The organism is Domibacillus sp. F004 (genome assembly GCF_057814295.1).
Genome location: NZ_JBVATB010000002.1, coordinates 1 through 23,351 on the forward strand (window position 1 = coordinate 1; position 23,351 = coordinate 23,351).

Here is a 23,351-nt window from a genome sequence, read left to right on the forward strand (position 1 = left end):
TTCCTCTGAATACTTCGTAAACTTTTGTCCTTTTATAGCCATAATAAAATCCCCTCCAAGTAGCAGTGTAACATTCCATGATTAACATGGTCTTTTTACACTGTCTACCTAAAGGGGATAATATCATCTTATTACAAGAGCGGGCTTTTTTTATTTATCGCCGATTAACGGGCAGTAAGGGCCCCGTTGGTTCGGGCCAGGCTGAGCCTGGTCACTCAAGTATTGCCGCAGGACACGGTGCTCTTTACTTGAAGAAGTTTCATCTTATTTAAAGTAAATCACGGTCTGTGCGTTTCGTTCTATCTTCATTTACATGTGCTTCCTCGCGTCTGACAGTGTCACGCACCGTTTCGGTATCTTGTACTTTCCGTTTACCGATAACAATTTCCTCTGTCACGACCGGCTTTTTCGTTACTTCTACGCGTTCCTCTGTAATAGGCACACGGATCGTTTCACCATCATCTTCGAATGCGTCACGGTCATCAAACGCTGTTAAATCATCGTCTGTTCTTGTTAAATCGTTCTCCGCTACTGGACGGCGCTCTACAAATACTTCTTCGCGCTGAACAGGTACATCAATTACTTGTTCTTCTTGAATCACTTCTTTCTCTACATGCACTTCACCTGTTTGCACCCGTTCTTTATTTACATTTAGACGCTCTTCATGCAGCTGAAGAGTTTCTTCTTCTTGAATAGCATGGTCATGGTTATCATCAAAACGACGATCATCTGCTACAAATAGATTGCCGCGAAGAGTGGGATCAACGGTTGCTGCTGTATGGTCTTCATCATAAAGGTCACCGTAATCACGGTCTACATATAAAAGAATGCCGCCGTTTTCCACTTCTGTATAGTAGCGGTCTGCCTCAGCGTCCGATAAACCCATGTGACGAAAAGCACTGCGTACCGGTTCTTCACCTGACATGAACGCCATAAAACGATCCATCCATGATCCTTCTGTTGTTTGCACGTCTGCATTTGTACGTCCGCGAACCATTGAAATATCATCTTTGTCTTTTGCAATGACATAAATGTCGTTTTCTGTAAAGCCTTGTGTTTTCAAATTGTTGATTTCTGCGATCACTTCTGATTCACTATGATATACACCAATAAATGTTTTATTTTCCATGATAATTTATTCCCCCTAGAAGTTAAATTTCATTGTGCTCTATAGTTGTCTACCCGGCATAGCCATGATGAAACGAACTCCTCAGAAAATAGTTACAAAGTCGGAAGGCACCTACCAAAGAATCTTTTTGAAAAATAAGCTTATAATTTACATGGAAAGGGAATACTTATAAGAAAATTTACAATTATGAGATCTATGTAATATATTAAAGGAGTAAAATGAAAGAAAATGTCGATTAAAGGGATGTGAAGGATTGAGACATGTTATTCAATGTGCAGTACTGCTTGCTATAGTTATTAGTACATACTGGCTTTATCTAAAACAAATTGGAGCAGTTCCTTTCCTTCTCATCTCTATTTTTTTCTTTTATAAAGCATATAGAGCGTGTCGTAAACGTTCAAAAAAGCATAAACTGGATCGCTGCATGGATCATTCAGCAGATTCAGCTCCAAAAAAAGCAGAAATCATCACATAAATATGGCGTGCAGCCATATTTTTTGTTTATAATGGGGAATATGCCAAAAACGTTTTTGCTCTTTTTGGGCGTGCAAATAGAGAAGGGAAGTGCGAATGGTGAGTTTGCAAAAATATACCAATGAAGAAATAAAAGAAATGTCATTCCTTGAATTGGCATATTCAATTCTTATTGACAAGCGGGAGCCGCTAACATTTAAAGAATTGTTGTCGAAAATTCAAAAGCATCTTAACATTTCAGATGCTGAAGTAAAATCGCGTATGGTTCAATTTTATACAGATTTAAATGTGGATGGAAGTTTTTTATCATTAGGTGAAAATCGCTGGGGTCTTCGTGCGTGGTACCCGGTTGAAAAACTGGAAGAAGAAACGACGAATGCACCTGTGAAAACGCGTAAGAAAAAGGCGAAAAAAGCAGTAGTAGAAGATTTTGAAGAAGAACTGATTGAAGATGATGAAATCGAGGACTTCGATGATGAAGATTTTGATGAAGTGGATGAAGACATTGATATAGAAGAAGACATTGATGTTGAAGAGACAGATTTGGATGAAGACCTTGATGACGATGATGAAGAAGACATTGTCCTTGAAGTGGTACCAGACCTTGACGACGATGATGACGATGAATTTGAAGAAGAAGAAGGCGCTGAAGACGAGTACGATTTCGATGGTAAATAACTTTTAATCTTGGCTTGACTATTTCATCGCCGAATTGTAGTATTTTATTTGGGCTCTTTTATGAGACGAATGATTTTAGTCTATAACGCTCCTCTTACTGAGAAGTAAGCGGAGCGTTTTTTGTATTTTTATCCCGCATTAACGGGCAGTAAGACCCCCACTTCAAGACATCTGAAAGAAAAGAAGGCTTCGTTTGGGATCAACTGCCCGTAAAAGCCCGATTGGTTCGGGCCAGGCTGAGCCGGGTCACTCAGGTATTGCCTCGAGAACGTGGCGCTCTTTACCTGAGTTCCTCTTTATTCAATGGGGGAGACTAAAACCGTCACGTCCTGTGACAATGTCTGCATGACCCACATCCTATGGGCCTAAACCCCCACTGAATGAAGTTTCACTTTATGATAAAACACAAGTACTGAAGGAGGATATTTTCACTTTGACAAAATATATTTTCGTGACAGGTGGAGTTGTCTCATCACTGGGAAAAGGAATTACAGCAGCATCACTCGGACGTTTACTTAAAAACCGCGGTTTAAAAGTATTTATTCAAAAGTTTGATCCATACATTAACGTTGATCCGGGCACAATGAGTCCATATCAGCATGGTGAAGTATTCGTTACCGATGACGGTGCGGAAACAGACCTTGATCTTGGTCACTACGAGCGTTTCATCGATATTAATTTGACGAAATTAAGCAATATAACAACAGGTAAAGTATACTCATCTGTCATTCGAAAAGAACGCCGCGGTGAATATTTGGGCGGCACAGTGCAGGTAATTCCGCATATTACGAATGAAATTAAAGAGCGTGTTTTCCGTGCAGGGAAAGAATCAGGTGCAGACGTTGTTATTACAGAAATTGGCGGCACGGTCGGTGATATTGAATCACTTCCATTCCTTGAAGCCATTCGCCAAATTAAAAGTGATGTTGGTCAGGATAACGTGCTGTACATTCACTGTACGCTGATCCCGTATTTAAAAGCAGCCGGTGAAATGAAAACGAAGCCGACACAACATAGCGTGAAAGAGCTGCGCAGTCTTGGGATTCAGCCAAACATCATCGTTGTCCGAACCGAGATGCCGATTTCACAGGATATGAAAGACAAACTTGCTTTGTTCTGCGATATTGCAAAAGAAGCGGTTATTGAATGTCCAGATGCAGATACACTTTACGCGGTGCCAATTACGCTGCAAAGTCAAAAAATGGACGACCTCGTTTGCCGTCTGTTGAAAGTACAGTGCCATGATGCAGATATGACAGAGTGGAATGCACTCGTTCATAAAGTACGCAACTTGTCGAATAAGACGCGGATTGCTCTCGTCGGAAAGTATGTAGAACTGCAGGATGCCTATATTTCCGTTGCGGAGTCTTTAAAGCATGCCGGCTATCAGTTTGATGCGGATGTGGAAATTGATTGGGTGAATTCAGCTGAAATTACAGAAGATAATGTAGCAGAGCGTTTAAAAGATGCAGAGGGCATTCTTGTACCCGGAGGCTTTGGCGATCGTGGTATTGATGGAAAACTGCACGCGATTAAATATGCGCGTGAAAATAATGTGCCGTTTTTTGGAATTTGCCTAGGTATGCAGCTTGCATCAATTGAATACGCGCGGAACGTATTGGAATTAGAGGGTGCGCACTCAGCGGAAATCCGTCCTGATACACCGTATCCAATTATCGATCTTTTGCCTGAGCAAAAAGATATTGAGGATCTTGGCGGTACACTTCGTCTTGGTTTATATGCATGCAAATTACAGAAAGGTACACGTGCATATGAAGCATATAATAATGAAGAAATCGTTTACGAGCGCCACCGTCACCGTTACGAATTCAATAATGAATTCCGTGAGAAAATGGAGAAAAAAGGTTTTATCTTCTCCGGAACAAGCCCAGATGGACGTCTCGTTGAAATCATTGAACTGGCAGAGCACCCGTGGTTCGTTGCAGCACAGTTTCATCCGGAATTTAAATCTCGTCCAACACGTCCACAGCCATTGTTCAAGCAATTTATTAAAGCCGCAATTGGAAACCAATAAAAAATCCAAAGGCTGAGATCATGGCATTTAGGCTGTGCCTTGTTAGCATAGTCCACTTATCAAAAAAACCTGCCAGGTAAATTGTCTGGCGGGATTTTTTTTGATAAATGGAAGAAGCGGTCTTTCAGCGCTTCAATATTACTCATATTCGCTTATAATCTCTTCGATCGTCATCTTTAATAAAAAATAGGTGTATAATCCGGCGATGGAAGAGGGAAAACCAGTTCGGCCGCCATCATCATTAGGCAAAAGTCCTTTTGTCAGCCGAATATCAATAAATGCATCCGCTAATGCCTCGATGCCAGAATTATCCCGTTTTGAAGCAATGGCTGCAAAAGGAATCCCGTCAGCAGACAATTTTTTTGCCAGTTCTATCGCTTCCGTGTCATCCGTAAATCGTGAAGCGATCAATACACGGTCTGCTTCTGACAATTGGGCGGAGGGTTCCAAGCATTGAATACGACTTAACGGTTCAACACCATCGATCGCTTCTTTTTCAATGACGGCCATTTCACCGAAGCCTTTTATGTAAATCGTTCCTTCGCTGATTAAGCTTTGAGCAAGTAAACGCCCTGCATCTTCAATGGGGAATTCTTCTTTTTCACTAATTCGTTTCAATAAACCGATCAGCTGTGTAGTAAACATTTTTGACAATCGTATCACTCATTCCTTTTTCTCCAGTATAGTATTTACAACAAAATGAAGGAAGTAGAAAGCAGGAAGGAATTTGAAGAGACATGGAGAATATATGTAAAATGTATGAAAGAACGGAAGGCAAACTTACAGGGGGAAAATAAAGTGACAGCAAATATTTTAATTGTGGATGACCAATATGGCATCCGAATTTTATTAAATGAAGTATTAAAAAAAGAAGGATATAATACATTACAGGCTGCAAACGGGCCAGAGGCAGTAAAATTGGCAAAAGAACACAATCCAAATCTGGTGTTGCTTGATATGAAAATTCCCGGCATGGACGGAATTGAAATTTTAAAACAAATGAAAGTGGATAACCCTAATATCCGTGCAATTATTATGACAGCTTATGGCGAACTTGATATGATTCAGGAAGCAAAAAATATCGGTGCAATCATGCATGTGCCAAAACCATTTGATATTGATGATATTCGCAAAACAGTCAAAGAGAATCTAATCGATTAAAGGACTCCTGCACTTTCTGATGGTAATAAAAAGCTGAATTTGGTATGATGTTAATGTGGTTTTTTCATGAAGCGATTAATGCCCTTAAGAGGAGGATAAGTAATGCCGTTAGTCTCCATGACTGAAATGTTAAACACAGCGAAAGAGAAAAAGTATGCTGTGGGACAATTCAACTTGAACAACCTTGAGTTTACTCAAGCGATTTTGCAGGCAGCCGAAGAAGAAAAGTCGCCTGTTATTCTTGGTGTATCTGAAGGCGCAGCACGTTACATGGGCGGTTTTAAATTAATCGTGGTAATGGTAAAAGAATTGATTGAAGAATACGGCGTGACCGTTCCGGTAGCGATTCACCTTGATCATGGTTCGAGCTACGAAAGCTGTGCAAAAGCAATTCAAGCAGGTTTTACATCTGTTATGATCGATGGTTCCCATCATCCGCTTGAAGAAAATATTGCTTTAACAAAGAAAGTAGTAGAGCTTGCCCATATCCATGGTGTTTCTGTTGAAGCAGAATTGGGCCGTATTGGTGGTCAAGAAGATGATCTTGTTGTTGATGATGCAGATGCAATGTATGCCATTCCATCTGAGTGCGATCAACTTGTTCGTGAAACAGGCGTTGATTGCTTCGCTCCAGCCCTTGGATCCGTTCATGGCCCTTACAAAGGTGAACCAAACTTAGGTTTCGACCGTATGAAGGAAGTAATGGAATTAACCGGTGTTCCGCTCGTTCTTCATGGTGGTACAGGAATTCCAACAAAAGATATAGAACGTTCCATTTCTCTCGGTACAGCAAAAATTAATGTAAATACAGAAAATCAAATTTCATCTGCGAAGGCAATTCGTGAAACTCTTGCGGCAAAACCGGATGAATATGATCCGCGTAAATATCTCGGACCTGCACGTGATGCAATTAAAGAGACAGTAAAAGGTAAAATGCGTGAATTTGGTTCTACAGGGCAGGCGTATTAATTTTCTTTTGCGGCATAATTAAAATATACATAGTAACCGCCTCTTTTGATAGAAAAGGCGGTTGTTGCGTGTATAATACTAACAACATGAAAAGAGGAAAATATAATGAAATTCTTTATTGACACAGCAAATGTAGACGAGATTCGCGAAGCCCACTCATGGGGTATTTTATCAGGTGTAACAACAAATCCATCTATCGTAGCGAAAGAAAATGTTTCTTTCCACGACCGGATTAAAGAAATTACGGAAATCGTCAGCGGTCCTGTAAGCGCGGAAGTAATTGCACTTGACGCAGAAGGCATGATTAAAGAAGGCCGTGAATTGGCGAAAATTGCACCAAACGTTATCGTAAAAGTACCAATGACACCGGATGGCTTGAAAGCTGTCGCAGTGTTTTCAAAGGAAGGTATTAAAACGAACGTAACACTTATTTTCAGTGCAAACCAGGCATTAATGGCAGCTCGTGCAGGTGCAACATATGTATCCCCATTCCTTGGCCGTCTTGATGATATCGGACAAAATGGACTTGATTTAATTGAAGCAATTGCCGACATTTTCGCAATTCATGATATTGACGCAGAAATTATTGCAGCATCTGCTCGTCATTCCCAGCACGTAACATCTGCTGCACTTAAAGGTTCTCACTTTGTAACGGCACCATTTAAGCTGCTTCAGCAATTATTCCAACATCCATTGACAGATAAAGGAATTGAAGGGTTTCTGGCTGATTGGGAAAAACGCCAAGCAAAATAATAGTATACATGAGACGAATTTATATGGGTTAAACTAGGAGTATCAAGAAAGCTTTCCCGCTTTCCGTTTATACAGGAAGAAGGGAGTACAAAATGGAAAAATTAAAAGTTAAAGGTGGATACTCTTTAAAAGGAACGGTTAAAGTAGACGGCGCGAAAAATAGCGCCGTCGCCCTTGTACCGGCTGCTATTTTAGCGGAGTCGCCAATTACGATTGAAGGATTGCCGAATATTTCAGATATTCACATGTTAAAAGGATTGCTCGAAGAAACCGGCGGCGATGTGACGTTTGAAGATGGTGTGATGAAGATTGACCCAACAAAGATGACAGCAATGCCGCTTCCAAACGGAAAAGTGAAAAAACTGCGTGCCTCTTATTATTTAATGGGTGCGATGCTTGGTCGTTTTAATAAAGCGGTTGTCGGTCTTCCGGGCGGCTGTCATTTAGGTCCCCGTCCGATTGATCAGCATATTAAAGGATTTGAAGCGCTGGGTGCGGAAGTGACGAATGAACAAGGTGCGATTTATTTACGTGCGAAGGAACTTCGGGGGGCCCGCATTTATTTAGACGTTGTCAGTGTAGGGGCAACCATTAATATTATGCTGGCGGCAGTTCGGGCTAAAGGGCAGACGATTATTGAAAATGCAGCCAAGGAGCCAGAAATTATTGATGTAGCCACATTATTGTCTAATATGGGTGCTAAGATTAAAGGCGCAGGGACCGATATCATTCGCATTGATGGTGTAAAGCATCTTCATGGATGCCGCCATACGATTATTCCAGATCGTATTGAAGCAGGAACATTTATGATTATGGCTGCAGCTGTAGGCGAAGGAGTCGTTATCGATAATGTCATCCCGCTCCATATGGAGTCATTAACGGCGAAACTACGTGAAATGAATGTACCCATTGAAATTGGTGAGGACCGCATTTTTGTTGGGAAAGCGGATGAGCTGAAAACAGTTGATATTAAAACGCTTGTTTACCCGGGATTTCCGACAGATTTACAGCAGCCATTCACGACACTTTTGTCGAAAGCATCAGGTTCGGCTATTATTACCGATACGATTTATCCCGCTCGATTTAAACATATTGATGAGCTGCGGCGGATGGGAGCCAATGTGAAAACGGAAGGCCGATCTGCTATTATAAATGGTCCGGTTCAGCTGCAGGGAGCTAACGTGAAAGCGAGCGATCTGCGGGCAGGAGCTGCACTCGTTCTTGCTGGACTTATGGCTGATGGGATAACGGAAGTGACTGGTCTTGAACATATTGATCGGGGCTATAGCGGGTTAACAGAAAAGCTGACAGCTCTAGGTGCCAATATATGGCGTGAAGAAATGTCAAAAGAAGAGTTTGAAGAAATAAAAAGCTCATAATAATTCCGAGCATCTTCTCTAAATATGTTACAATAATTGAAGAACTCCGTGAAGCTGGCGCACGTATTAAACTCATTAATGATGGTGATGTCGCAGGTGCAATTAATACAGCGTTTGATCTAACGGGTGTTGATATTTTGTTTGGCTCGGGTAGTGCACCAGAAGGCGTTATTTCAGCGGTTGCATTAAAAGCGCTTGGCGGTGAAATTCAAGGCCGTTTATTACCGCAAAATGATGCAGAGCTGGAGCGATGCAAAAGAATGGGTATTGATGTGAACAAAGTGCTTCGCATGGAAGACCTGGTCCGTGGTGATGACGCTATTTTTGCAGCGACTGGTGTAACAGATGGTGAGCTTTTACGCGGTGTTCAATTTAAAGGCGCATATGCTGAAACACAATCAGTTGTTATGCGTGCAAAATCGGGAACAGTCCGTTTTATTGACGGCCGTCATAGCTTAACTAAAAAACCGAATCTTGTTTTTAAATGATAAGAAGTCGTTTCTTCTTTTAACCAACAGCGGTGCAACCGGGTCCGGTTCTCCGCTGTTTTGTTTAATCTAAACAAACCACTAAACAAATGCTTCACGACTACGAACAACGAGCAGTCCCTTCCTCCTAAAAATCAATCTAATAAAGTGTGGTGCCCTAATGGAAGAATTAACAATTAATCATCTTGAAAATTTAAAACTAAAAGAATTATATGAACTGGCTAAAACATATAAAATAGCATACTATAGCAAAATGACTAAAAAAGAACTTGTGTTTGCAATTTTAAAAGCACGAGCTGAACAGCAGGGTTTCTTCTTTATGGAAGGCGTTCTTGAAATTATTCAATCAGAAGGCTTTGGCTTTCTTCGCCCGATTAACTACTCAGCCAGTTCTGAAGACATTTACATTTCCGCATCGCAAATTCGCCGCTTTGATTTGCGTAATGGTGATAAAGTATCGGGGAAAGTGCGCCCGCCAAAAGAAAATGAACGGTATTACGGTCTTTTGCATGTAGAAGCTGTCAACGGTGATGATCCGGAGTCTGCGAAAGAACGCGTTCATTTTCCTGCATTAACACCGCTATATCCTGAACGTCAAATAATGCTTGAGACAGAATCAAAATATGTGTCGACACGTATTATGGATCTCGTTTCACCAGTGGGCTTCGGTCAACGTGGATTGATTGTGGCACCACCAAAAGCAGGGAAAACAATGCTGTTAAAAGAAATTGCCAATTCAATTTCGAAAAATCATCCGGAGACAGAATTAATTGTTCTGTTAATTGATGAGCGCCCGGAAGAAGTAACAGATATTGAACGTTCAGTGCAGGCAGAAGTCGTCAGTTCCACATTTGATGAAGTGCCTGAAAACCATATTAAAGTATCGGAACTTGTGCTTGAACGGGCGATGCGGCTCGTTGAACATAAGCGCGACGTTGTTATTCTAATGGACTCGATCACCCGTCTCGCCCGTGCTTATAATCTAGTCATCCCGCCAAGTGGACGAACACTTTCTGGGGGGATTGATCCGGCTGCATTTCATCGTCCAAAGCGTTTCTTTGGTGCAGCGCGTAACATTGAAGAAGGCGGCAGCTTAACGATTCTTGCGACGGCACTTGTCGATACCGGTTCGCGAATGGATGATGTCATTTATGAAGAGTTTAAAGGAACAGGTAACTTGGAGCTTCATCTAGATCGTTCGCTTGCTGAACGGCGTATTTTCCCGGCAATTGATATTCGCCGCTCAGGTACACGAAAAGAAGAACTTCTAATTGGCAAAGAACAGCTTGAAATTGTTTGGGCTATTCGTAAAACGATGTCTGACGCCCCTGACCTTGCGGAAAAAATACTTCGCCGTTTACGTCAAACGAAGACCAATGGAGACTTTATAAGCCAGCTGCTGGCTGAAATAAAGAAAAATGGCACATCGAAAAAAATGCTTTGAAAATAATTTGCGAAATAAGTAATACCCTGCTATACTGTTTTAGTGTGTACGAAAGAAAAGCATAAATCACTTTATGCTTATTCATATAATACTCTGTTTCGGAATGACTCAGGGCGGAAGGAGAGAAAAAACATGCAAGCAGGAATTCATCCTAACTACAAAACAGCAAAAGTTAAATGTGCGTGCGGTAACGAGTTCGAAACCGGTTCTGTAAAAGAAGACATTCGTGTAGAGGTTTGCTCTGAATGCCATCCATTCTATACTGGACGTCAGAAATTTGCTGACGCAGGCGGACGTGTGGATCGTTTCAACAAAAAATACGGCCTTAAAGATGAAGCAAGATAATGATAGACAAAAACGGGCGAGGAGTGCTATGCTGCTTGCCTGTTTTTTTTGTACAAAAAAACGGAGGACCTAACCCATTATGGCCCAGTTATTTTTTAAATATGGCGCAATGAACAGTGGCAAATCGATTGAAATATTAAAAGTGGCACATAACTATGAAGAACAGAACAAATCAGTGCTTCTTTTCACGTCGAGTCTTGATACACGAGATGAAGTTGGCTATATTTCAAGCCGAATTGGACTGCGTCGTCAAGCTTTGCCTATTTTTAATGAAACAAATATATTCGAGGATGTACGTACAAATAAATCAAATTCGTCATGTATTTTAATTGATGAAGTTCAGTTTTTATCAAAAGAACATGTTTTGCAGCTCGCACAAATTGTGGATGAACTGAATATTCCGGTTATGGGGTTCGGTTTGAAAAATGATTTTCAAAATGAATTGTTTGAAGGCAGCAAATATATGTTAATTTATGCGGATAAAGTAGAGGAAATGAAGACCATATGCTGGTTTTGCGAGCGAAAAGCAACGATGAATTTGCGTGTGGATGAAGCAGGGAAACCGGTGTATACAGGTGAGCAAATTCAAATTGGCGGCAATGATTCATATTATCCTGTCTGTCGGAAATGCCATCAAAAACCGCCGCTTTAAATATAAAAAAATCGAGGTGAAGAATATGTTTGACCGACTGCAGGCAGTAGAAGATCGTTATGATAAATTAAATGAGTTGTTAAGTGACCCGGACGTTGTGAATGATCCGAAAAAACTGCGCGATTATTCAAAAGAACAGTCTGCTATTCAAGAAACGGTAGAAGCATATCGTGAATATAAAGAGGTAAAAGCGCAGTATGCTGATGCAAAGGTGATGCTGGATGATAAGCTTGATGCGGATATGCGTGAAATGGTAAAGGAAGAGATGAATGAGCTAGAAGGTCAACTGACTGATCTTGAAGGACAATTGAAAATTTTGCTTATTCCGAAAGATCCGAATGACGATAAAAACGTTATTATGGAAATTCGAGGAGCAGCAGGTGGCGATGAAGCGGCATTATTTGCTGGTGATTTGTATCGTATGTATATGCGTTTTGCAGAAGCAAATAATTGGAAAACAGATATCATTGAAGCACATGCGACGGGACTTGGCGGCTATAAAGAAATTATTTTTATGATTAATGGCCGTGGTGCGTATTCAAAGCTGAAGTATGAAAATGGTGCACATCGTGTGCAGCGTGTGCCAGAAACAGAATCAGGCGGACGCATTCATACGTCGACAGCAACGGTAGCCGTGTTGCCGGAAACGGAAGAAGTAGAAATTGACATACATGATAAAGATATTCGGGTGGATACATTTGCATCAAGCGGCCCAGGCGGCCAGTCCGTGAATACAACGATGTCTGCCGTACGTTTAACACATATTCCAACGGGTACGGTCGTATCGTGCCAGGATGAAAAATCCCAAATTAAAAACAAAGAAAAAGCAATGAAAGTACTACGCGCTCGTGTATATGATAAGTTTCAAAAAGAAGCGCAGGCAGAATACGATGCTGTACGTAAATCAGCGGTTGGGACAGGTGATCGTTCCGAAAGAATTCGTACATACAATTTCCCACAAAATCGTGTAACGGATCATCGGATTGGCTTGACAATCCAAAAGCTCGATCAAATATTGGAAGGGAAAGTCGGGGAAGTGATCGATGCACTTATTGTAGAAGATCAATCGAGCCGTCTTGAAAACTTGGAGGATTAATCTGTGACGAAAAAAATGTACGAAGCCCTTAACTGGGCTTCTTCGTATTTAACACAACATGAACGGGACGCTAACGCAGGTGAATATATTATGAGGCATATCTTACAAGTTGAACGCTCGCAAATGCTTGCCCGTCTTCATGACAGGTTAAGTGACGAACAAACAACCCAATTTGAACAACTTGTCCATCTTCATGCAGAGGGTGTGCCGATTCAACACATGACCGGTATAGAAGAGTTTTATGGCCGAGTTTTTTCGGTGAACAGTGATGTGCTCATCCCGCGTCCGGAGACGGAAGAATTGGTTTATTACGCGTTGGGAAAAATAACGGACATGAAGTCGCCTGTTATTGCTGATATAGGCACGGGAAGTGGGGCCATTGCCATTACAATGAAATGTGAGCGCCCTGAAGCAAAAGTATATGCGGTTGATTTATCGAAAGCAGCATTAAAAATAGCAGAAAAAAATGCAAATAAGCTAGGTACAACTATTCAGTTTTTACACGGCGATTTATTAAATCCGCTCATTCAACATGATATAAAAGTAGATCTATTATTATCAAATCCGCCATATATTCCTAACCATGAGCGAGAGACGCTATCTGCAGTTGTAGTAGATCACGAGCCGCACATGGCACTTTTCGGAGGAGAAGATGGACTTGATTTATACAGAAAAATTGCTCAGCAGCTGCCTTTTGTTTTAAATGCAGGAGGGATTGCCGGCGTGGAAACGGGTGCGGGACAAACCGAAGCTGTTGCTGCCTTGTTTCAAGAGGCATTTCCGCAAGGGTTCATCAAAACGTTGAACGATATTAATGGAAAAGATAGAATGGTATTTTTGCACGTATAAGAAATTGTGGTCTCGGTGATACTGATTACCGGGAGGGGATTATTAATGAAAACACTAACAATGATTCTATATTTATATGGACTTTCGGCAACGGCTTCTTTTATGATGTATTTTGCGCCAGCTGATCAAATGGCAGGAGGCATTCCAGATGAATCAATCCGTATTCGTGTTATTGCACACAACGATAGCGACACTGAACAAGAACGTAAAGAAACCGTTCATCAAGCAATCGCCAAAGAAATAAACAACTGGGCACGGACGGCTGATTCGCCAGAAGAATCACGGATTATCGTGGAAGAGAATCTTGATGAAATTGAAAAAGTGGCTAATGCGGCAGCGGGAGCAAAACAGGACGTTCATGTTACATTTGGCCAAGAAGATTTTCCAGTGAAACAATATGGCCGTTTCTTTTATCCGCCAGGAACATATGAATCTCTTGTTGTCACAATTGGCGATGGAAAAGGAGCCAATTGGTGGTGTGTACTGTATCCGGCACTTTGTTTTCCAGAAGAAAAAGAAGAAAAGACAGAATTAAAATGGGCGTTTGTTGATTTATGGGGACAACTGAGGAAATAACTGCATTTTTCTGATAATATCCACACCCATCCACAGGGTTATTCACAAAATAATAAATGTTATCCACAGAATGTTAGTAACATTGTGTAAAACTAAAGAAAAAAGTTGATTTATGCATAGAAATCATTGAACACGTAAAGATTTTGTAAATATACAGACAAAGGTGACGAAAATGGAGACAAAACACTGGATTGTGGATAAGTGTGGTATAACTCATCAACAATATCCACAAATAGAAGCAGCAGCTCAGTTAATTCGCGAAGGTGAAGTGGTCGCTTTTCCCACTGAAACGGTTTATGGTCTTGGGGGACAAGTAAAAATGGATAAAGCTGTGCAAAAAATTTTTAAAGCGAAAGGCCGCCCTTCTGATAATCCGCTTATTGTGCATATTGCCGATCGTGAAGATGTGAATCGTCTGGCACAATCTGTACCTGACTATGCACAATTGTTGATGGATTCTTTTTGGCCAGGTCCTTTGACGATCATCGTACCGAAACAAGAAGGCATGCTTTCAGAGCTCGTAACAGCAGGTCTTCATACGATCGCCATTCGCATGCCGGATCATCCGATTGCTCTTGCGCTTATTAAAGAAGCGGGTGTACCGGTAGCAGCGCCAAGTGCAAACCGATCGGGAAAACCGAGTCCAACGAAGGCCGCGCATGTATTGGATGATCTCTCCGGCCGAATTGCCGGTGTGCTGGACGGCGGTGATACAGGTGTCGGTTTAGAATCAACAGTCGTGGACTGTACCGGTTCGTATCCGATCATTTTACGCCCAGGGGGGATCACGCAAGCAAACATCGAGGCAGTTGTCGGAAAAGTAGGGATCGATAGCGCTCTTCAAAATGAAAAGGAAGCACCGAAATCACCAGGAATGAAATATACCCATTATGCTCCTGAGGCTCCGCTTTATTTAATAGAAGGAACGGGTTCATTTATCCAAGAGCAAATTGATGAATTACGAGTCAAAGGGAAAAAGGTTGGTGTTCTGGCAACGGAAGAAAGTAAGCATTTATACGTGGCTGATCGCATTATCTCATGTGGGTGCAGACATGACATTGAATCGGTGGCAAAGCATTTATATGATGCGTTGCGCTCGTTTAATACGTCTCCGCTGGATGTTATTTTAGCTGAAACGTTTCCATCAGAAGGGGTTGGTACGGCGATTATGAATAGGCTAGAAAAAGCAGCTGGCCATCGGTGGATAAAGGAAATCGATTGATCACCCGGATCAACCGGCTTTTTTTATGGATAAAAAGGGACAAGCCGAATATAGATAAGCATGGACATCATTATCCTTTCACTGGCGTTGTCGGCAGATGCGTTCGGGGCAGCACTGGCGGTTGGAATGCGGAGAATGGGTTTATGGAATATGATTCTAATGAGTACAATGGTTGGCTTGATGCATGTCATCATGCCGTTCATCAGCATAACAGCAGGAAAAGAATTGCACGGTGTGTTTGGTGAAGCACTTATTTCAACAGGTGGTGTTATTTTACTGCTGACAGGGCTGCAAATGGTGCTGTCAATATGGAAAAATGAATCAAATTTAAAGAAGCCTGCCGGAATCGGGATGTTCTTTTTTGCATTCGGTGTGAGTATGGACAGTTTTTCTGCAGGGTTATCACTCGGTGTTATAGGGATGGATCATATGAAAGCAGTCACTTGTTTCGGACTGTCTTCCGCTGTTTTCACACTGACAGGTTTGTTGTTAAGCCGTCGAATTGGTACGGCAGCCGGCAAAGCAGGTGAAGCAGCAGGCGGCCTTGTCCTAATATTCCTGGGTATAAAATGGCTTCTTTCATTATGAATAGTCCTTTTCAATAAGAAAAGGACTATTTTCCTGTTTATAGAAACGTTATAATAGAAGAAAACGTACAGATAAAGGTGGAAATTTATGAATATTTTGTTTGTTTGCACAGGCAATACGTGCCGGAGTCCAATGGCGGCAGCAATCTTGCAGAAGAAGAGACCGGATTGGGAAATACAGTCGGCTGGATTATTTGCCAGTCCAGGCGTTTCAGCGTCAATAGGAACTAAAACAGTTCTTTCAGAAAAAGGAATTGAATTAGAACATTTTTCTATGCAATTAACAGAAGAGATGGTGGAGCAGGCAGATGTAATTTTGACGATGACGGATTCACACAAACAGATGATTGACATTCACTTTCCTCATTTAAAAGAAAAAACCTATACGTTAAAAGGCGAAGAAGGAGATGTTATCGACCCATTTGGCGGTCCAATTAATATTTACCGTCAGACATACGATGAATTGCTCTTTTATATCGAGAAATGGCTGAAAGAAGAGAAGCAAGCATGAGAGAGAAAGCGTCCTATTCATTTGGTATCCGTAAGAAAGTGATTGTACTCGTAACATTGCTGGCGATTGTTACATATACGACCAGTGCATTGTTTATTTATTATTTGTATCCTCTGTATTTTACATATATGAATGAAACATTTTTTTCGTTTTTAACACTTGCACTGGGCATTCTATGGTCAGGCATTCTTGCTTATTTTGCGGCCTCTTATTTTGTGAACCCGATTGTCCGGCTTGAAAAAGCATCACGTGCAGCAGCTGCCGGACAAATTGATAAGGAAGTGGAGATGCCGGAAGGGGACGATGAAATCCGGGCACTCTCGCTTGCATTTAATGAGATGTTAACGAATTTGCGGACGATGGTCAGCAGCATTGAGAGCAATTTTTCCATGACAAATGAAAGTGTTAGCCATATTGCAAGCATTAGCAGACAGGCGGTAGAGAAAGCTTCAGAAATGGCGCACACAGCAGCCGATATTTCGGTGGGTGCTGAAAGTTCTGCATTTGCGATCCAGGCGACAGCTGAAGCGATGGAAGAAGTTGCAGATATTGCCGCCCATGTACAACAAAAAGCAAATGAGTCCGCTCACCAGGCGGAAGGAATGGTACAGGATCTCGATGTTAGCAGCCGAACCTTTCAGTCGCTCATTGATGGCATGGATTCATTGGCCGCAGATAATACAGAATCACTTGAAGCTGTACGTTCATTAGAAGAAAATGCACATAAAGTCGGTAAAGTCATTAATCTTGTTGGTGATATTGCTGCACAAACGAATTTACTTGCATTAAATGCCTCTATTGAAGCAGCGCGTGCCGGAGAACATGGGAAAGGATTCGCAGTTGTTGCAGAAGAAGTGCGAAAGCTTGCGGATGAAAGCGCGACAGCCGTCCAAAGCATCTCTGAGCTAGTCAAGAAAATTCAGGAAGAGGTCGATCACGTCGTACAAAAAATTACTGCGCAGGCGGCGGCCGCCGGCGAAGGAGTAAAGAAAGGGGCATCTGCACAGGAAGCAGTGGTGCAAATAAGCAGCAAAATCACCAATATGGCGGGGGCCGTTGAAGAAATTGCCGGCCTTGTCGATCAGCAAATGGTAAAAATCGAACAAACATCTAAACAGTCACAAGAAGTAGCGGCGATTGCAGAAGAAACATCAGCAGGGGCCAATGAAGTAACAAACGCTGCAGCAGATCAGTCAGATGTTATTAGCGAAGTTGGTACTGTAAGCCAGCAGCTGCAGGAACAGGCAATGGAACTGAAGTCTGTTATTAAACGCTTTAAATTGTAACCATTAAAAGAAATATGAGAAAATATAAAGAGAACCTTCATTTAATCACGATCTTACTGCCTATTAACGCGGGATGAATAAGAGAGCATGAAAGGGGCCATAACAAATGAAAGCAGCTATTCAGTGGAAAAAGGAGCTTCAAGTCCTTTTGAATGAATTGCAACAACAGGCACAGTTTCAAGCGGGTCAATTGTTCCTGATAGGCTGTTCAACATCGGAAGTAGCAGGCGGCCGAATTGGCACAGCCGGCACAGATGAAACGGCTGCTGCTTTATATGACGTATTTGAATCATTTGCAGATCAGACAGGCGTTTCTCTCTCGTTTCAATGCTGCGAGCATTTGAACAGAGCGGTTGTCATCGAGCGTAAAGTGGCAGAAAAGTATGGTTATGAGGAAGTCGCTGCGATTCCAGTTCGGACAGCCGGCGGAGCGATGGCAGCCTATGCGTTTAATCAAAAAGACTATGTGCTCGTTGAGTTTGTGAAAGCAGATGGCGGGATTGATATTGGCGATACGTTCATCGGTATGCATTTGAAACATGTGGCAGTGCCGGTGCGTACGTCAACAAACAGTATCGGTGCGGCTCATGTAACGATGGCGAAAACGCGGCCAAAGCTGATTGGCGGATCACGGGCTATTTATGAAAAAACGAATATAAGCGAATCAATTACTGATGAATGTTAAGAATTTACTGTCTTTTTTAATAAAGACAGCTATTTTTTCAGCTTAAAACCGTAAAAAAGCATAAAATTCGGTTGAAAGATTCGAAAAACATGTTAGAATGAAAGAGAATTTTTTAACAGATATCCGTAAATACTATTTTGAATTAATAGATTGGGAAGGGGAACGATGATGAGTAAAATTCAAACGCAAGATCCGGCTGTATATGCAGCAATTGAGGATGAACTGAAACGCCAGCAAACGAAAATTGAATTAATTGCTTCTGAAAACTTCGTATCTGAAGCCGTGATGGAAGCGCAAGGATCGGTATTAACAAACAAATATGCAGAAGGCTATCCTGGGAAACGATACTACGGCGGCTGTGAGCATGTTGACGTTGTGGAAGATTTAGCGCGTGACCGTGCAAAAGAAATTTTTGGTGCAGAATATGTAAATGTTCAGCCGCACTCAGGTGCACAAGCGAACATGGCGGTTTATTTCACAATTTTAGAAACAGGCGACACGGTTCTTGGTATGAATTTATCTCACGGCGGTCACTTGACTCACGGCAGCCCTGTTAACTTCAGTGGTGTGCAGTACAATTTCGTTGAATACGGTGTAACGAAAGACAAGCAAGTAATTGATTATGAAGATGTTCGTCAAAAAGCGCTTGAGCATAAACCAAAATTGATCGTAGCCGGTGCGAGTGCATACCCGCGTGCGATTGATTTCGCTAAATTCCGTGAAATTGCTGATGAAGTGGGAGCCTATTTAATGGTGGATATGGCGCATATCGCTGGACTCGTTGCAGCAGGGCTTCACCAAAGTCCAGTGCCTTACGCTCATTTCGTTACAACGACAACGCATAAAACATTGCGTGGACCGCGTGGCGGGATGATTTTATCGAGTGAAGAGTTCGGCAAAAAGCTCGACAAATCAATTTTCCCAGGTATTCAAGGTGGACCGCTTATGCATGTTATCGCAGCAAAAGCTGTTGCATTTGGTGAAGTACTTGAAGACAGTTTCAAAACATATGCACAAAACGTGATCGACAATGCGAGCCGTTTAGCGTCGGGCTTATCCAAAGAAGGAATTGATATCGTTTCAGGCGGCACAGACAACCATTTATTATTAATTGATCTTCGTTCACTTAGCCTGACAGGTAAAGTGGCTGAAGCGATTCTGGATGAAGTTGGTATTACAGTAAATAAAAACACGATTCCTTACGATCCAGAAAGTCCATTTGTTACAAGCGGTATCCGTATCGGTACAGCAGCAGTAACGTCACGTGGTTTTGACCTTGAGGCAATGGACGAAGTGGCTTCCATCATTGCTAAAACATTGAAAAACCATGAAGATGAAGCAGTATTGAAAGAGTCAGCTAAACGCGTAGCAGAGCTGACTTCGAAATACGCACTTTATCAACAAGTATAATAAATGAGAATAAACCGCCAGCAAATTGCCGGCGGTTTATTTATGTGCAGCCATAGTGAGGCATCTGTTTGCAAAAAGTCCAGATTCTTAAAGGTCCTTTCGTTTTGTTGCCCGCTAAACTCTTTTCAAGTAAAATAGGGATGGCCTTGAATGAGCGTAAAATAAGGAGTGAACTTATGGGAAAAGTATATGTATTTGATCATCCGCTAATTCAGCACAAATTGACGATGATTCGCAACAAAGAAACAGGTACGAAAGAATTCCGTGAATTGACAGACGAAGTGGCAACTTTGATGGCCTTTGAAATTACGCGCGATCTTCCGCTTGAAGAAGTCATGGTTCAAACACCGGTGTGCGAAGCAAAGGCAAAAGTGCTTGCTGGTAAAAAGTTAGGGATCGTTCCCATTTTGCGTGCAGGTATCGGCATGGTGGACGGCGTATTGAAATTGATCCCGGCAGCAAAAGTCGGGCATATCGGTTTATACCGCGACCCCGAAACATTGCAGCCGGTTGAATATTACGTCAAGTTTCCAACAGATGTAAAAGAGCGTGATTTCATTGTTGTGGATCCAATGCTTGCGACAGGCGGATCAGCGGTTGAAGCGATTAACTCGCTGAAAAAACGCGGCGCAACGAGCATTCGATTTATGTGTTTAATTGCTGCACCAGAAGGGGTCGAAGCAATGAAAGAAGCACATCCAGATGTCGACATTTACATTGCGGCACTTGATGAAAAATTAAATGAACATGGCTACATCGTACCAGGTCTTGGCGATGCAGGAGACCGTTTATTCGGAACAAAATAAAAAGAAGCAGGTGGAAAAAGAATGGATCGCCCGATTAAAGTTATGACGATTTTCGGCACGCGGCCGGAAGCGATTAAAATGGCACCGCTCGTTCTAGAACTGAAAAGCCGTTCAGATGAATTTGAAGCGATCGTAACAGTTACAGCACAGCACCGCCAAATGCTTGACCAAGTGCTCGACATTTTTAAAATTACACCGGATTACGACTTGAACATTATGAAAGACCGTCAAACACTCATTGATGTAACAACACGGGGACTTGAAGGTTTAGACAAGGTGATGAAAGAAGTTAAACCGGATATCGTCCTTGTGCACGGTGATACAACGACAACATTTGTTGCGGGTCTTGCGGCATTTTATAATCAGATTGCCGTTGGTCACGTCGAAGCAGGGCTTCGTACGTGGAATAAATACTCACCGTTCCCGGAAGAAATGAACCGTCAGCTCACAGGTGTGATGGCTGATCTTCATTTTTCACCGACAGCACAGTCGGAACAAAACCTACTGAATGAAAATAAAGAACAGAAAGCGATTTTCGTGACCGGTAATACGGCGATCGATGCGCTGAAAACAACAGTTAAAGAAACATATACACACGAAGTACTTGAAAAACTTGGGACGGATCGTCTTGTCTTAATGACTGCTCATCGTCGTGAAAATCTTGGCGAACCGATGAAAAACATGTTCCGCGCGATTAAACGTCTTGTGAACGATCACGATAATATTCAAGTTGTTTATCCCGTTCATTTAAACCCGGCCGTGCGAGAAACGGCTAATTCGATTCTAGGAAATGATCCGCGTATTCATTTAATTGAACCGCTTGATGTAATTGATTTCCATAACTTTGCTGAGCGGGCCTATATTATATTGACAGATTCAGGCGGTGTGCAGGAAGAAGCACCGTCCCTTGGGGTTCCCGTTCTTGTTTTACGTGATACGACAGAGCGTCCCGAAGGCATTGATGCAGGTACATTGAAATTGGCGGGTACAGATGAAGAGACGATTTACTCGCTTGCATCAGAATTGTTAACAGATGCGGCAGCTTATGAAAAAATGTCGAAAGCGTCTAATCCATATGGCGACGGTGAAGCCTCGCGTCGAATTTGTGATGCGATCCGTTTCTATTTTAAAGCAGCACCAAGTGCACCAGAACGTTTTGAAGTGAAATGAATAAAAACAAGGCCGTCCGTCAATAAAAAAGGGCGGCCTGTTTGACTATTGAACGAAAGAACTAGAAAGTTTGAGCATTTTGTGAATATTCCCTGTTGTCTGCTGAGGTTTTCTTCTGAACACGTTGACATTGAAAAAGCGCTATTGTATGCTAACAAAGGGTACGGAGAATGGACTTTTTACATAGTGTAAACGTTTTTTCACTACTATTTTTTTTGTGTGTAAGCGTACTAAAGAGGTGTGTAATGAACCGGAATCAAGAAAATCGACCTTTTAAAGCAATGGCGCTTTACAGCACTATTTTGGCCCAGCTTGCAGGCTCTATGATTACCGGTATTTTTGCGGGACATGCACTTGACAAAAGGTTAAATACCCTACCTCTTTTTTTAATCATCGGACTGTTGGGAGGACTCTCGGCAGGGATTTACGCTATGCTGCGTACAATTCAACATTTCAATTCAGGAGACTAGTACTTTATGCCCGAACTCCAACAAGCCATTAAACGACAGCGAAAATATTTACTTTATCTGCTGGCCATCTTTGTTCTGGGTTGGGGTTTTACATCGACGCCGACCATTTATGCAGGTCTTATTCTTGGAACTGCATTGAGTCTTTATAATCACTGGATCATATCCAACCGGATTATCCGTCTTGGCAAAGCGGTTGATGAAGGCAGGAAAATACCGTCTCTCGGAACGATTTTGCGAATGGGCTCAGCGGCTCTCGCGGCGATGATTGCTCTCCAATACCCCGATCAATTCAATTTGATCAGCACCGTTTTTGGATTAATGACTGCATATGCGGTCATTATGATAGATTTTGGAATCCAGCATTTTATAAAACGCACGAACGGGAAAGAGAGGTGAAATAATTTGGGTCATGAGTCTCCGTTACGTCATGTTGACCTTTTCGGGATTACATTGACGTTCAATCTGTCTAACATCTTAATGATTACCGTTGCCAGTTTAATCGTGTTTTTAATTGCGCTTGCTGCAACACGTAATTTAGCGATGAAACCGACAGGCATTCAAAACATTTTTGAATGGATAATGGACTTTGTTAAAGGGATAGTTAAAAGCAACATGGACTGGAAAACGGGCGGTCGGTTTCACATTCTTGGAATTACATTAATTATGTATATATTCGTATCCAACATGCTTGGACTTCCGTTCGCAGTTGTTTACGATGATGTACTATGGTGGAAATCACCGACAGCCGATCCGGTTATTACGATGACGCTTGCTGTTATGGTTGTGGGACTGTCGCATTTTTATGCGATCCGCATGAAAGGTTTCTCCGAATATGGAAAAGACTTTTTCCGTCCAATGTGGTTTATGCTCCCGCTTAAGCTGATTGAAGAGTTCGCGAATACGCTGACGCTCGGTCTGCGGTTATACGGTAATATCTTCGCAGGAGAAATCTTGCTCACACTCCTTGCCGGTACATTGGCAACAGGAGTTGGAGGACATCTAGCAGCAATCGTTCCAACGCTTGTATGGATGGGATTCTCTGTATTTATTGGTGCCATTCAGGCATTCATTTTCACAATGTTAACGATGGTTTATATTGCCCACAAAGTGAGCAGCGACCATTGATATAATTACCCTGTTCAGTCACTGGAAAAACATTCTTTTAGTAAATCACGT

Annotated in this window: 26 protein-coding genes and 1 pseudogene; 25 read left to right on the plus strand and 2 right to left on the minus strand. The window is 42.0% G+C overall.

Translation table 11 applies throughout. From position 1 onward, the window contains the following. Positions 1-268 precede the first annotated feature (268 nt). Positions 269-1,129: a YsnF/AvaK domain-containing protein gene (locus ACZYRN_RS05615; RefSeq protein WP_488910553.1), complete on the minus strand. Its 861-nt coding sequence runs from the start codon at positions 1,127-1,129 to the stop codon at positions 269-271. A 253-nt stretch (positions 1,130-1,382) separates the two neighbouring features. On the opposite strand from ACZYRN_RS05615, the gene ACZYRN_RS05620 reads away from it, so the two are divergent. The 3 genes from ACZYRN_RS05620 to pyrG all read left to right on the plus strand — a co-directional run bounded on the left by ACZYRN_RS05620 (position 1,383) and on the right by pyrG (position 4,316). Continuing rightward, the gene (locus ACZYRN_RS05620; RefSeq protein WP_488910554.1) at positions 1,383-1,604 is read left to right on the plus strand and encodes a hypothetical protein; all 222 of its coding nucleotides are present in this window, start codon (positions 1,383-1,385) and stop codon (positions 1,602-1,604) included. A gap of 95 nt (positions 1,605-1,699) precedes the next feature. Continuing rightward, positions 1,700-2,281 carry a DNA-directed RNA polymerase subunit delta gene (gene rpoE / locus ACZYRN_RS05625; protein WP_488910555.1) on the plus strand — a complete coding sequence of 194 codons (582 nt, stop codon included), beginning with the start codon at positions 1,700-1,702 and terminating at the stop codon, positions 2,279-2,281. Between the two features lie 433 nt (positions 2,282-2,714). After that, positions 2,715-4,316, plus strand: a complete 1,602-nt coding sequence (pyrG, locus tag ACZYRN_RS05630; RefSeq protein ID WP_488910556.1) for a CTP synthase — start codon at positions 2,715-2,717, stop codon at positions 4,314-4,316. A gap of 138 nt (positions 4,317-4,454) precedes the next feature. Here pyrG and ACZYRN_RS05635 read toward each other — a convergent pair whose 3' ends face one another. After that, positions 4,455-4,961 carry a DUF2529 family protein gene (locus ACZYRN_RS05635; protein ID WP_488911111.1) on the minus strand — a complete coding sequence of 169 codons (507 nt, stop codon included), beginning with the start codon at positions 4,959-4,961 and terminating at the stop codon, positions 4,455-4,457. 153 nt (positions 4,962-5,114) lie between these two features. Here ACZYRN_RS05635 and ACZYRN_RS05640 point away from each other — a divergent pair, with 153 nt between their 5' ends. The 22 genes and pseudogenes from ACZYRN_RS05640 to atpB all read left to right on the plus strand — a co-directional run bounded on the left by ACZYRN_RS05640 (position 5,115) and on the right by atpB (position 23,300). Beyond that, on the plus strand, positions 5,115-5,477 hold the full coding sequence (locus ACZYRN_RS05640; RefSeq protein ID WP_488910557.1) for a response regulator: 363 nt from the start codon (positions 5,115-5,117) through the stop codon (positions 5,475-5,477). A 102-nt stretch (positions 5,478-5,579) separates the two neighbouring features. After that, positions 5,580-6,446 carry a class II fructose-1,6-bisphosphate aldolase gene (gene fba / locus ACZYRN_RS05645; protein WP_488910558.1) on the plus strand — a complete coding sequence of 289 codons (867 nt, stop codon included), beginning with the start codon at positions 5,580-5,582 and terminating at the stop codon, positions 6,444-6,446. Positions 6,447-6,551: 105 nt separating this feature from the next. Continuing rightward, complete coding sequence (gene fsa, locus ACZYRN_RS05650) at positions 6,552-7,199, plus strand: fructose-6-phosphate aldolase (RefSeq protein WP_488910559.1); 648 nt, start codon at positions 6,552-6,554, stop codon at positions 7,197-7,199. Between the two features lie 92 nt (positions 7,200-7,291). Further along, positions 7,292-8,578: a UDP-N-acetylglucosamine 1-carboxyvinyltransferase gene (gene murA, locus ACZYRN_RS05655; RefSeq protein ID WP_488910560.1), complete on the plus strand. Its 1,287-nt coding sequence runs from the start codon at positions 7,292-7,294 to the stop codon at positions 8,576-8,578. A gap of 20 nt (positions 8,579-8,598) precedes the next feature. Further along, positions 8,599-9,066 (plus strand): annotated as a pseudogene (locus tag ACZYRN_RS05660) (fructose-bisphosphatase class II); the annotation flags it as partial. Between the two features lie 160 nt (positions 9,067-9,226). Next, on the plus strand, positions 9,227-10,510 hold the full coding sequence (rho, locus tag ACZYRN_RS05665; protein WP_488910561.1) for a transcription termination factor Rho: 1,284 nt from the start codon (positions 9,227-9,229) through the stop codon (positions 10,508-10,510). A gap of 132 nt (positions 10,511-10,642) precedes the next feature. Further along, entirely contained in the window at positions 10,643-10,855 is a 213-nt protein-coding gene (rpmE, locus tag ACZYRN_RS05670; protein ID WP_488910562.1) for a 50S ribosomal protein L31, read from the plus strand. Positions 10,856-10,934: 79 nt separating this feature from the next. After that, positions 10,935-11,507: a thymidine kinase gene (locus ACZYRN_RS05675; RefSeq protein ID WP_488910563.1), complete on the plus strand. Its 573-nt coding sequence runs from the start codon at positions 10,935-10,937 to the stop codon at positions 11,505-11,507. 25 nt (positions 11,508-11,532) lie between these two features. After that, positions 11,533-12,603: a peptide chain release factor 1 gene (gene prfA, locus ACZYRN_RS05680; RefSeq protein WP_488911112.1), complete on the plus strand. Its 1,071-nt coding sequence runs from the start codon at positions 11,533-11,535 to the stop codon at positions 12,601-12,603. A 3-nt stretch (positions 12,604-12,606) separates the two neighbouring features. Then, a complete protein-coding gene (gene prmC, locus ACZYRN_RS05685) occupies positions 12,607-13,452 on the plus strand; it encodes a peptide chain release factor N(5)-glutamine methyltransferase (RefSeq protein WP_488910564.1) in 846 nt (281 codons plus the stop codon). A 45-nt stretch (positions 13,453-13,497) separates the two neighbouring features. After that, complete coding sequence (locus ACZYRN_RS05690) at positions 13,498-14,028, plus strand: stage II sporulation protein R (RefSeq protein ID WP_488910565.1); 531 nt, start codon at positions 13,498-13,500, stop codon at positions 14,026-14,028. Between the two features lie 172 nt (positions 14,029-14,200). Continuing rightward, on the plus strand, positions 14,201-15,250 hold the full coding sequence (locus tag ACZYRN_RS05695) for an L-threonylcarbamoyladenylate synthase (protein ID WP_488910566.1): 1,050 nt from the start codon (positions 14,201-14,203) through the stop codon (positions 15,248-15,250). Between the two features lie 60 nt (positions 15,251-15,310). Next, the gene (locus ACZYRN_RS05700) at positions 15,311-15,838 is read left to right on the plus strand and encodes a manganese efflux pump MntP (protein ID WP_488910567.1); all 528 of its coding nucleotides are present in this window, start codon (positions 15,311-15,313) and stop codon (positions 15,836-15,838) included. Between the two features lie 87 nt (positions 15,839-15,925). Further along, on the plus strand, positions 15,926-16,348 hold the full coding sequence (locus ACZYRN_RS05705) for a low molecular weight protein arginine phosphatase (RefSeq protein ID WP_488910568.1): 423 nt from the start codon (positions 15,926-15,928) through the stop codon (positions 16,346-16,348). Next, positions 16,345-17,634: a methyl-accepting chemotaxis protein gene (locus ACZYRN_RS05710; RefSeq protein ID WP_488910569.1), complete on the plus strand. Its 1,290-nt coding sequence runs from the start codon at positions 16,345-16,347 to the stop codon at positions 17,632-17,634. Before ACZYRN_RS05705 ends, ACZYRN_RS05710 begins: the two co-directional genes overlap by 4 nt. A 106-nt stretch (positions 17,635-17,740) precedes the next feature. After that, positions 17,741-18,319 (plus strand): TIGR01440 family protein, encoded by a 579-nt coding sequence (locus tag ACZYRN_RS05715; RefSeq protein ID WP_488910570.1) that lies wholly within the window; start codon positions 17,741-17,743, stop codon positions 18,317-18,319. Positions 18,320-18,487: 168 nt separating this feature from the next. Further along, on the plus strand, positions 18,488-19,729 hold the full coding sequence (gene glyA / locus ACZYRN_RS05720) for a serine hydroxymethyltransferase (protein WP_488910571.1): 1,242 nt from the start codon (positions 18,488-18,490) through the stop codon (positions 19,727-19,729). A 176-nt stretch (positions 19,730-19,905) separates the two neighbouring features. Next, a complete protein-coding gene (upp, locus tag ACZYRN_RS05725; RefSeq protein ID WP_488910572.1) occupies positions 19,906-20,535 on the plus strand; it encodes a uracil phosphoribosyltransferase in 630 nt (209 codons plus the stop codon). A gap of 21 nt (positions 20,536-20,556) precedes the next feature. Continuing rightward, positions 20,557-21,705: a non-hydrolyzing UDP-N-acetylglucosamine 2-epimerase gene (wecB, locus tag ACZYRN_RS05730; RefSeq protein WP_488910573.1), complete on the plus strand. Its 1,149-nt coding sequence runs from the start codon at positions 20,557-20,559 to the stop codon at positions 21,703-21,705. Between the two features lie 245 nt (positions 21,706-21,950). Beyond that, positions 21,951-22,175, plus strand: coding sequence for an AtpZ/AtpI family protein (locus ACZYRN_RS05735; RefSeq protein ID WP_488910574.1), 225 nt, complete (start codon positions 21,951-21,953; stop codon positions 22,173-22,175). A 6-nt stretch (positions 22,176-22,181) separates the two neighbouring features. Continuing rightward, positions 22,182-22,571: an ATP synthase subunit I gene (locus tag ACZYRN_RS05740; RefSeq protein WP_488910575.1), complete on the plus strand. Its 390-nt coding sequence runs from the start codon at positions 22,182-22,184 to the stop codon at positions 22,569-22,571. A gap of 6 nt (positions 22,572-22,577) precedes the next feature. After that, the gene (gene atpB, locus ACZYRN_RS05745; protein ID WP_488910576.1) at positions 22,578-23,300 is read left to right on the plus strand and encodes a F0F1 ATP synthase subunit A; all 723 of its coding nucleotides are present in this window, start codon (positions 22,578-22,580) and stop codon (positions 23,298-23,300) included. Positions 23,301-23,351: the final 51 nt, after the last annotated feature.

Coding starts and splice junctions, on each gene's coding strand:
- ACZYRN_RS05615 (WP_488910553.1), bottom strand. CDS start 1,129: ATGGAAAATAAAACATTTATTGGTGTATATCATAGTGAATCAGAAGTG.
- rpoE (WP_488910555.1), top strand. CDS start 1,700: ATGGTGAGTTTGCAAAAATATACCAATGAAGAAATAAAAGAAATGTCA.
- ACZYRN_RS05635 (WP_488911111.1), bottom strand. CDS start 4,961: ATGTTTACTACACAGCTGATCGGTTTATTGAAACGAATTAGTGAAAAA.
- fba (WP_488910558.1), top strand. CDS start 5,580: ATGCCGTTAGTCTCCATGACTGAAATGTTAAACACAGCGAAAGAGAAA.
- fsa (WP_488910559.1), top strand. CDS start 6,552: ATGAAATTCTTTATTGACACAGCAAATGTAGACGAGATTCGCGAAGCC.
- murA (WP_488910560.1), top strand. CDS start 7,292: ATGGAAAAATTAAAAGTTAAAGGTGGATACTCTTTAAAAGGAACGGTT.
- rho (WP_488910561.1), top strand. CDS start 9,227: ATGGAAGAATTAACAATTAATCATCTTGAAAATTTAAAACTAAAAGAA.
- rpmE (WP_488910562.1), top strand. CDS start 10,643: ATGCAAGCAGGAATTCATCCTAACTACAAAACAGCAAAAGTTAAATGT.
- ACZYRN_RS05675 (WP_488910563.1), top strand. CDS start 10,935: ATGGCCCAGTTATTTTTTAAATATGGCGCAATGAACAGTGGCAAATCG.
- prfA (WP_488911112.1), top strand. CDS start 11,533: ATGTTTGACCGACTGCAGGCAGTAGAAGATCGTTATGATAAATTAAAT.
- ACZYRN_RS05690 (WP_488910565.1), top strand. CDS start 13,498: ATGAAAACACTAACAATGATTCTATATTTATATGGACTTTCGGCAACG.
- ACZYRN_RS05695 (WP_488910566.1), top strand. CDS start 14,201: ATGGAGACAAAACACTGGATTGTGGATAAGTGTGGTATAACTCATCAA.
- ACZYRN_RS05700 (WP_488910567.1), top strand. CDS start 15,311: ATGGACATCATTATCCTTTCACTGGCGTTGTCGGCAGATGCGTTCGGG.
- ACZYRN_RS05705 (WP_488910568.1), top strand. CDS start 15,926: ATGAATATTTTGTTTGTTTGCACAGGCAATACGTGCCGGAGTCCAATG.
- ACZYRN_RS05710 (WP_488910569.1), top strand. CDS start 16,345: ATGAGAGAGAAAGCGTCCTATTCATTTGGTATCCGTAAGAAAGTGATT.
- ACZYRN_RS05715 (WP_488910570.1), top strand. CDS start 17,741: ATGAAAGCAGCTATTCAGTGGAAAAAGGAGCTTCAAGTCCTTTTGAAT.
- glyA (WP_488910571.1), top strand. CDS start 18,488: ATGAGTAAAATTCAAACGCAAGATCCGGCTGTATATGCAGCAATTGAG.
- upp (WP_488910572.1), top strand. CDS start 19,906: ATGGGAAAAGTATATGTATTTGATCATCCGCTAATTCAGCACAAATTG.
- wecB (WP_488910573.1), top strand. CDS start 20,557: ATGGATCGCCCGATTAAAGTTATGACGATTTTCGGCACGCGGCCGGAA.
- ACZYRN_RS05735 (WP_488910574.1), top strand. CDS start 21,951: ATGAACCGGAATCAAGAAAATCGACCTTTTAAAGCAATGGCGCTTTAC.
- ACZYRN_RS05740 (WP_488910575.1), top strand. CDS start 22,182: ATGCCCGAACTCCAACAAGCCATTAAACGACAGCGAAAATATTTACTT.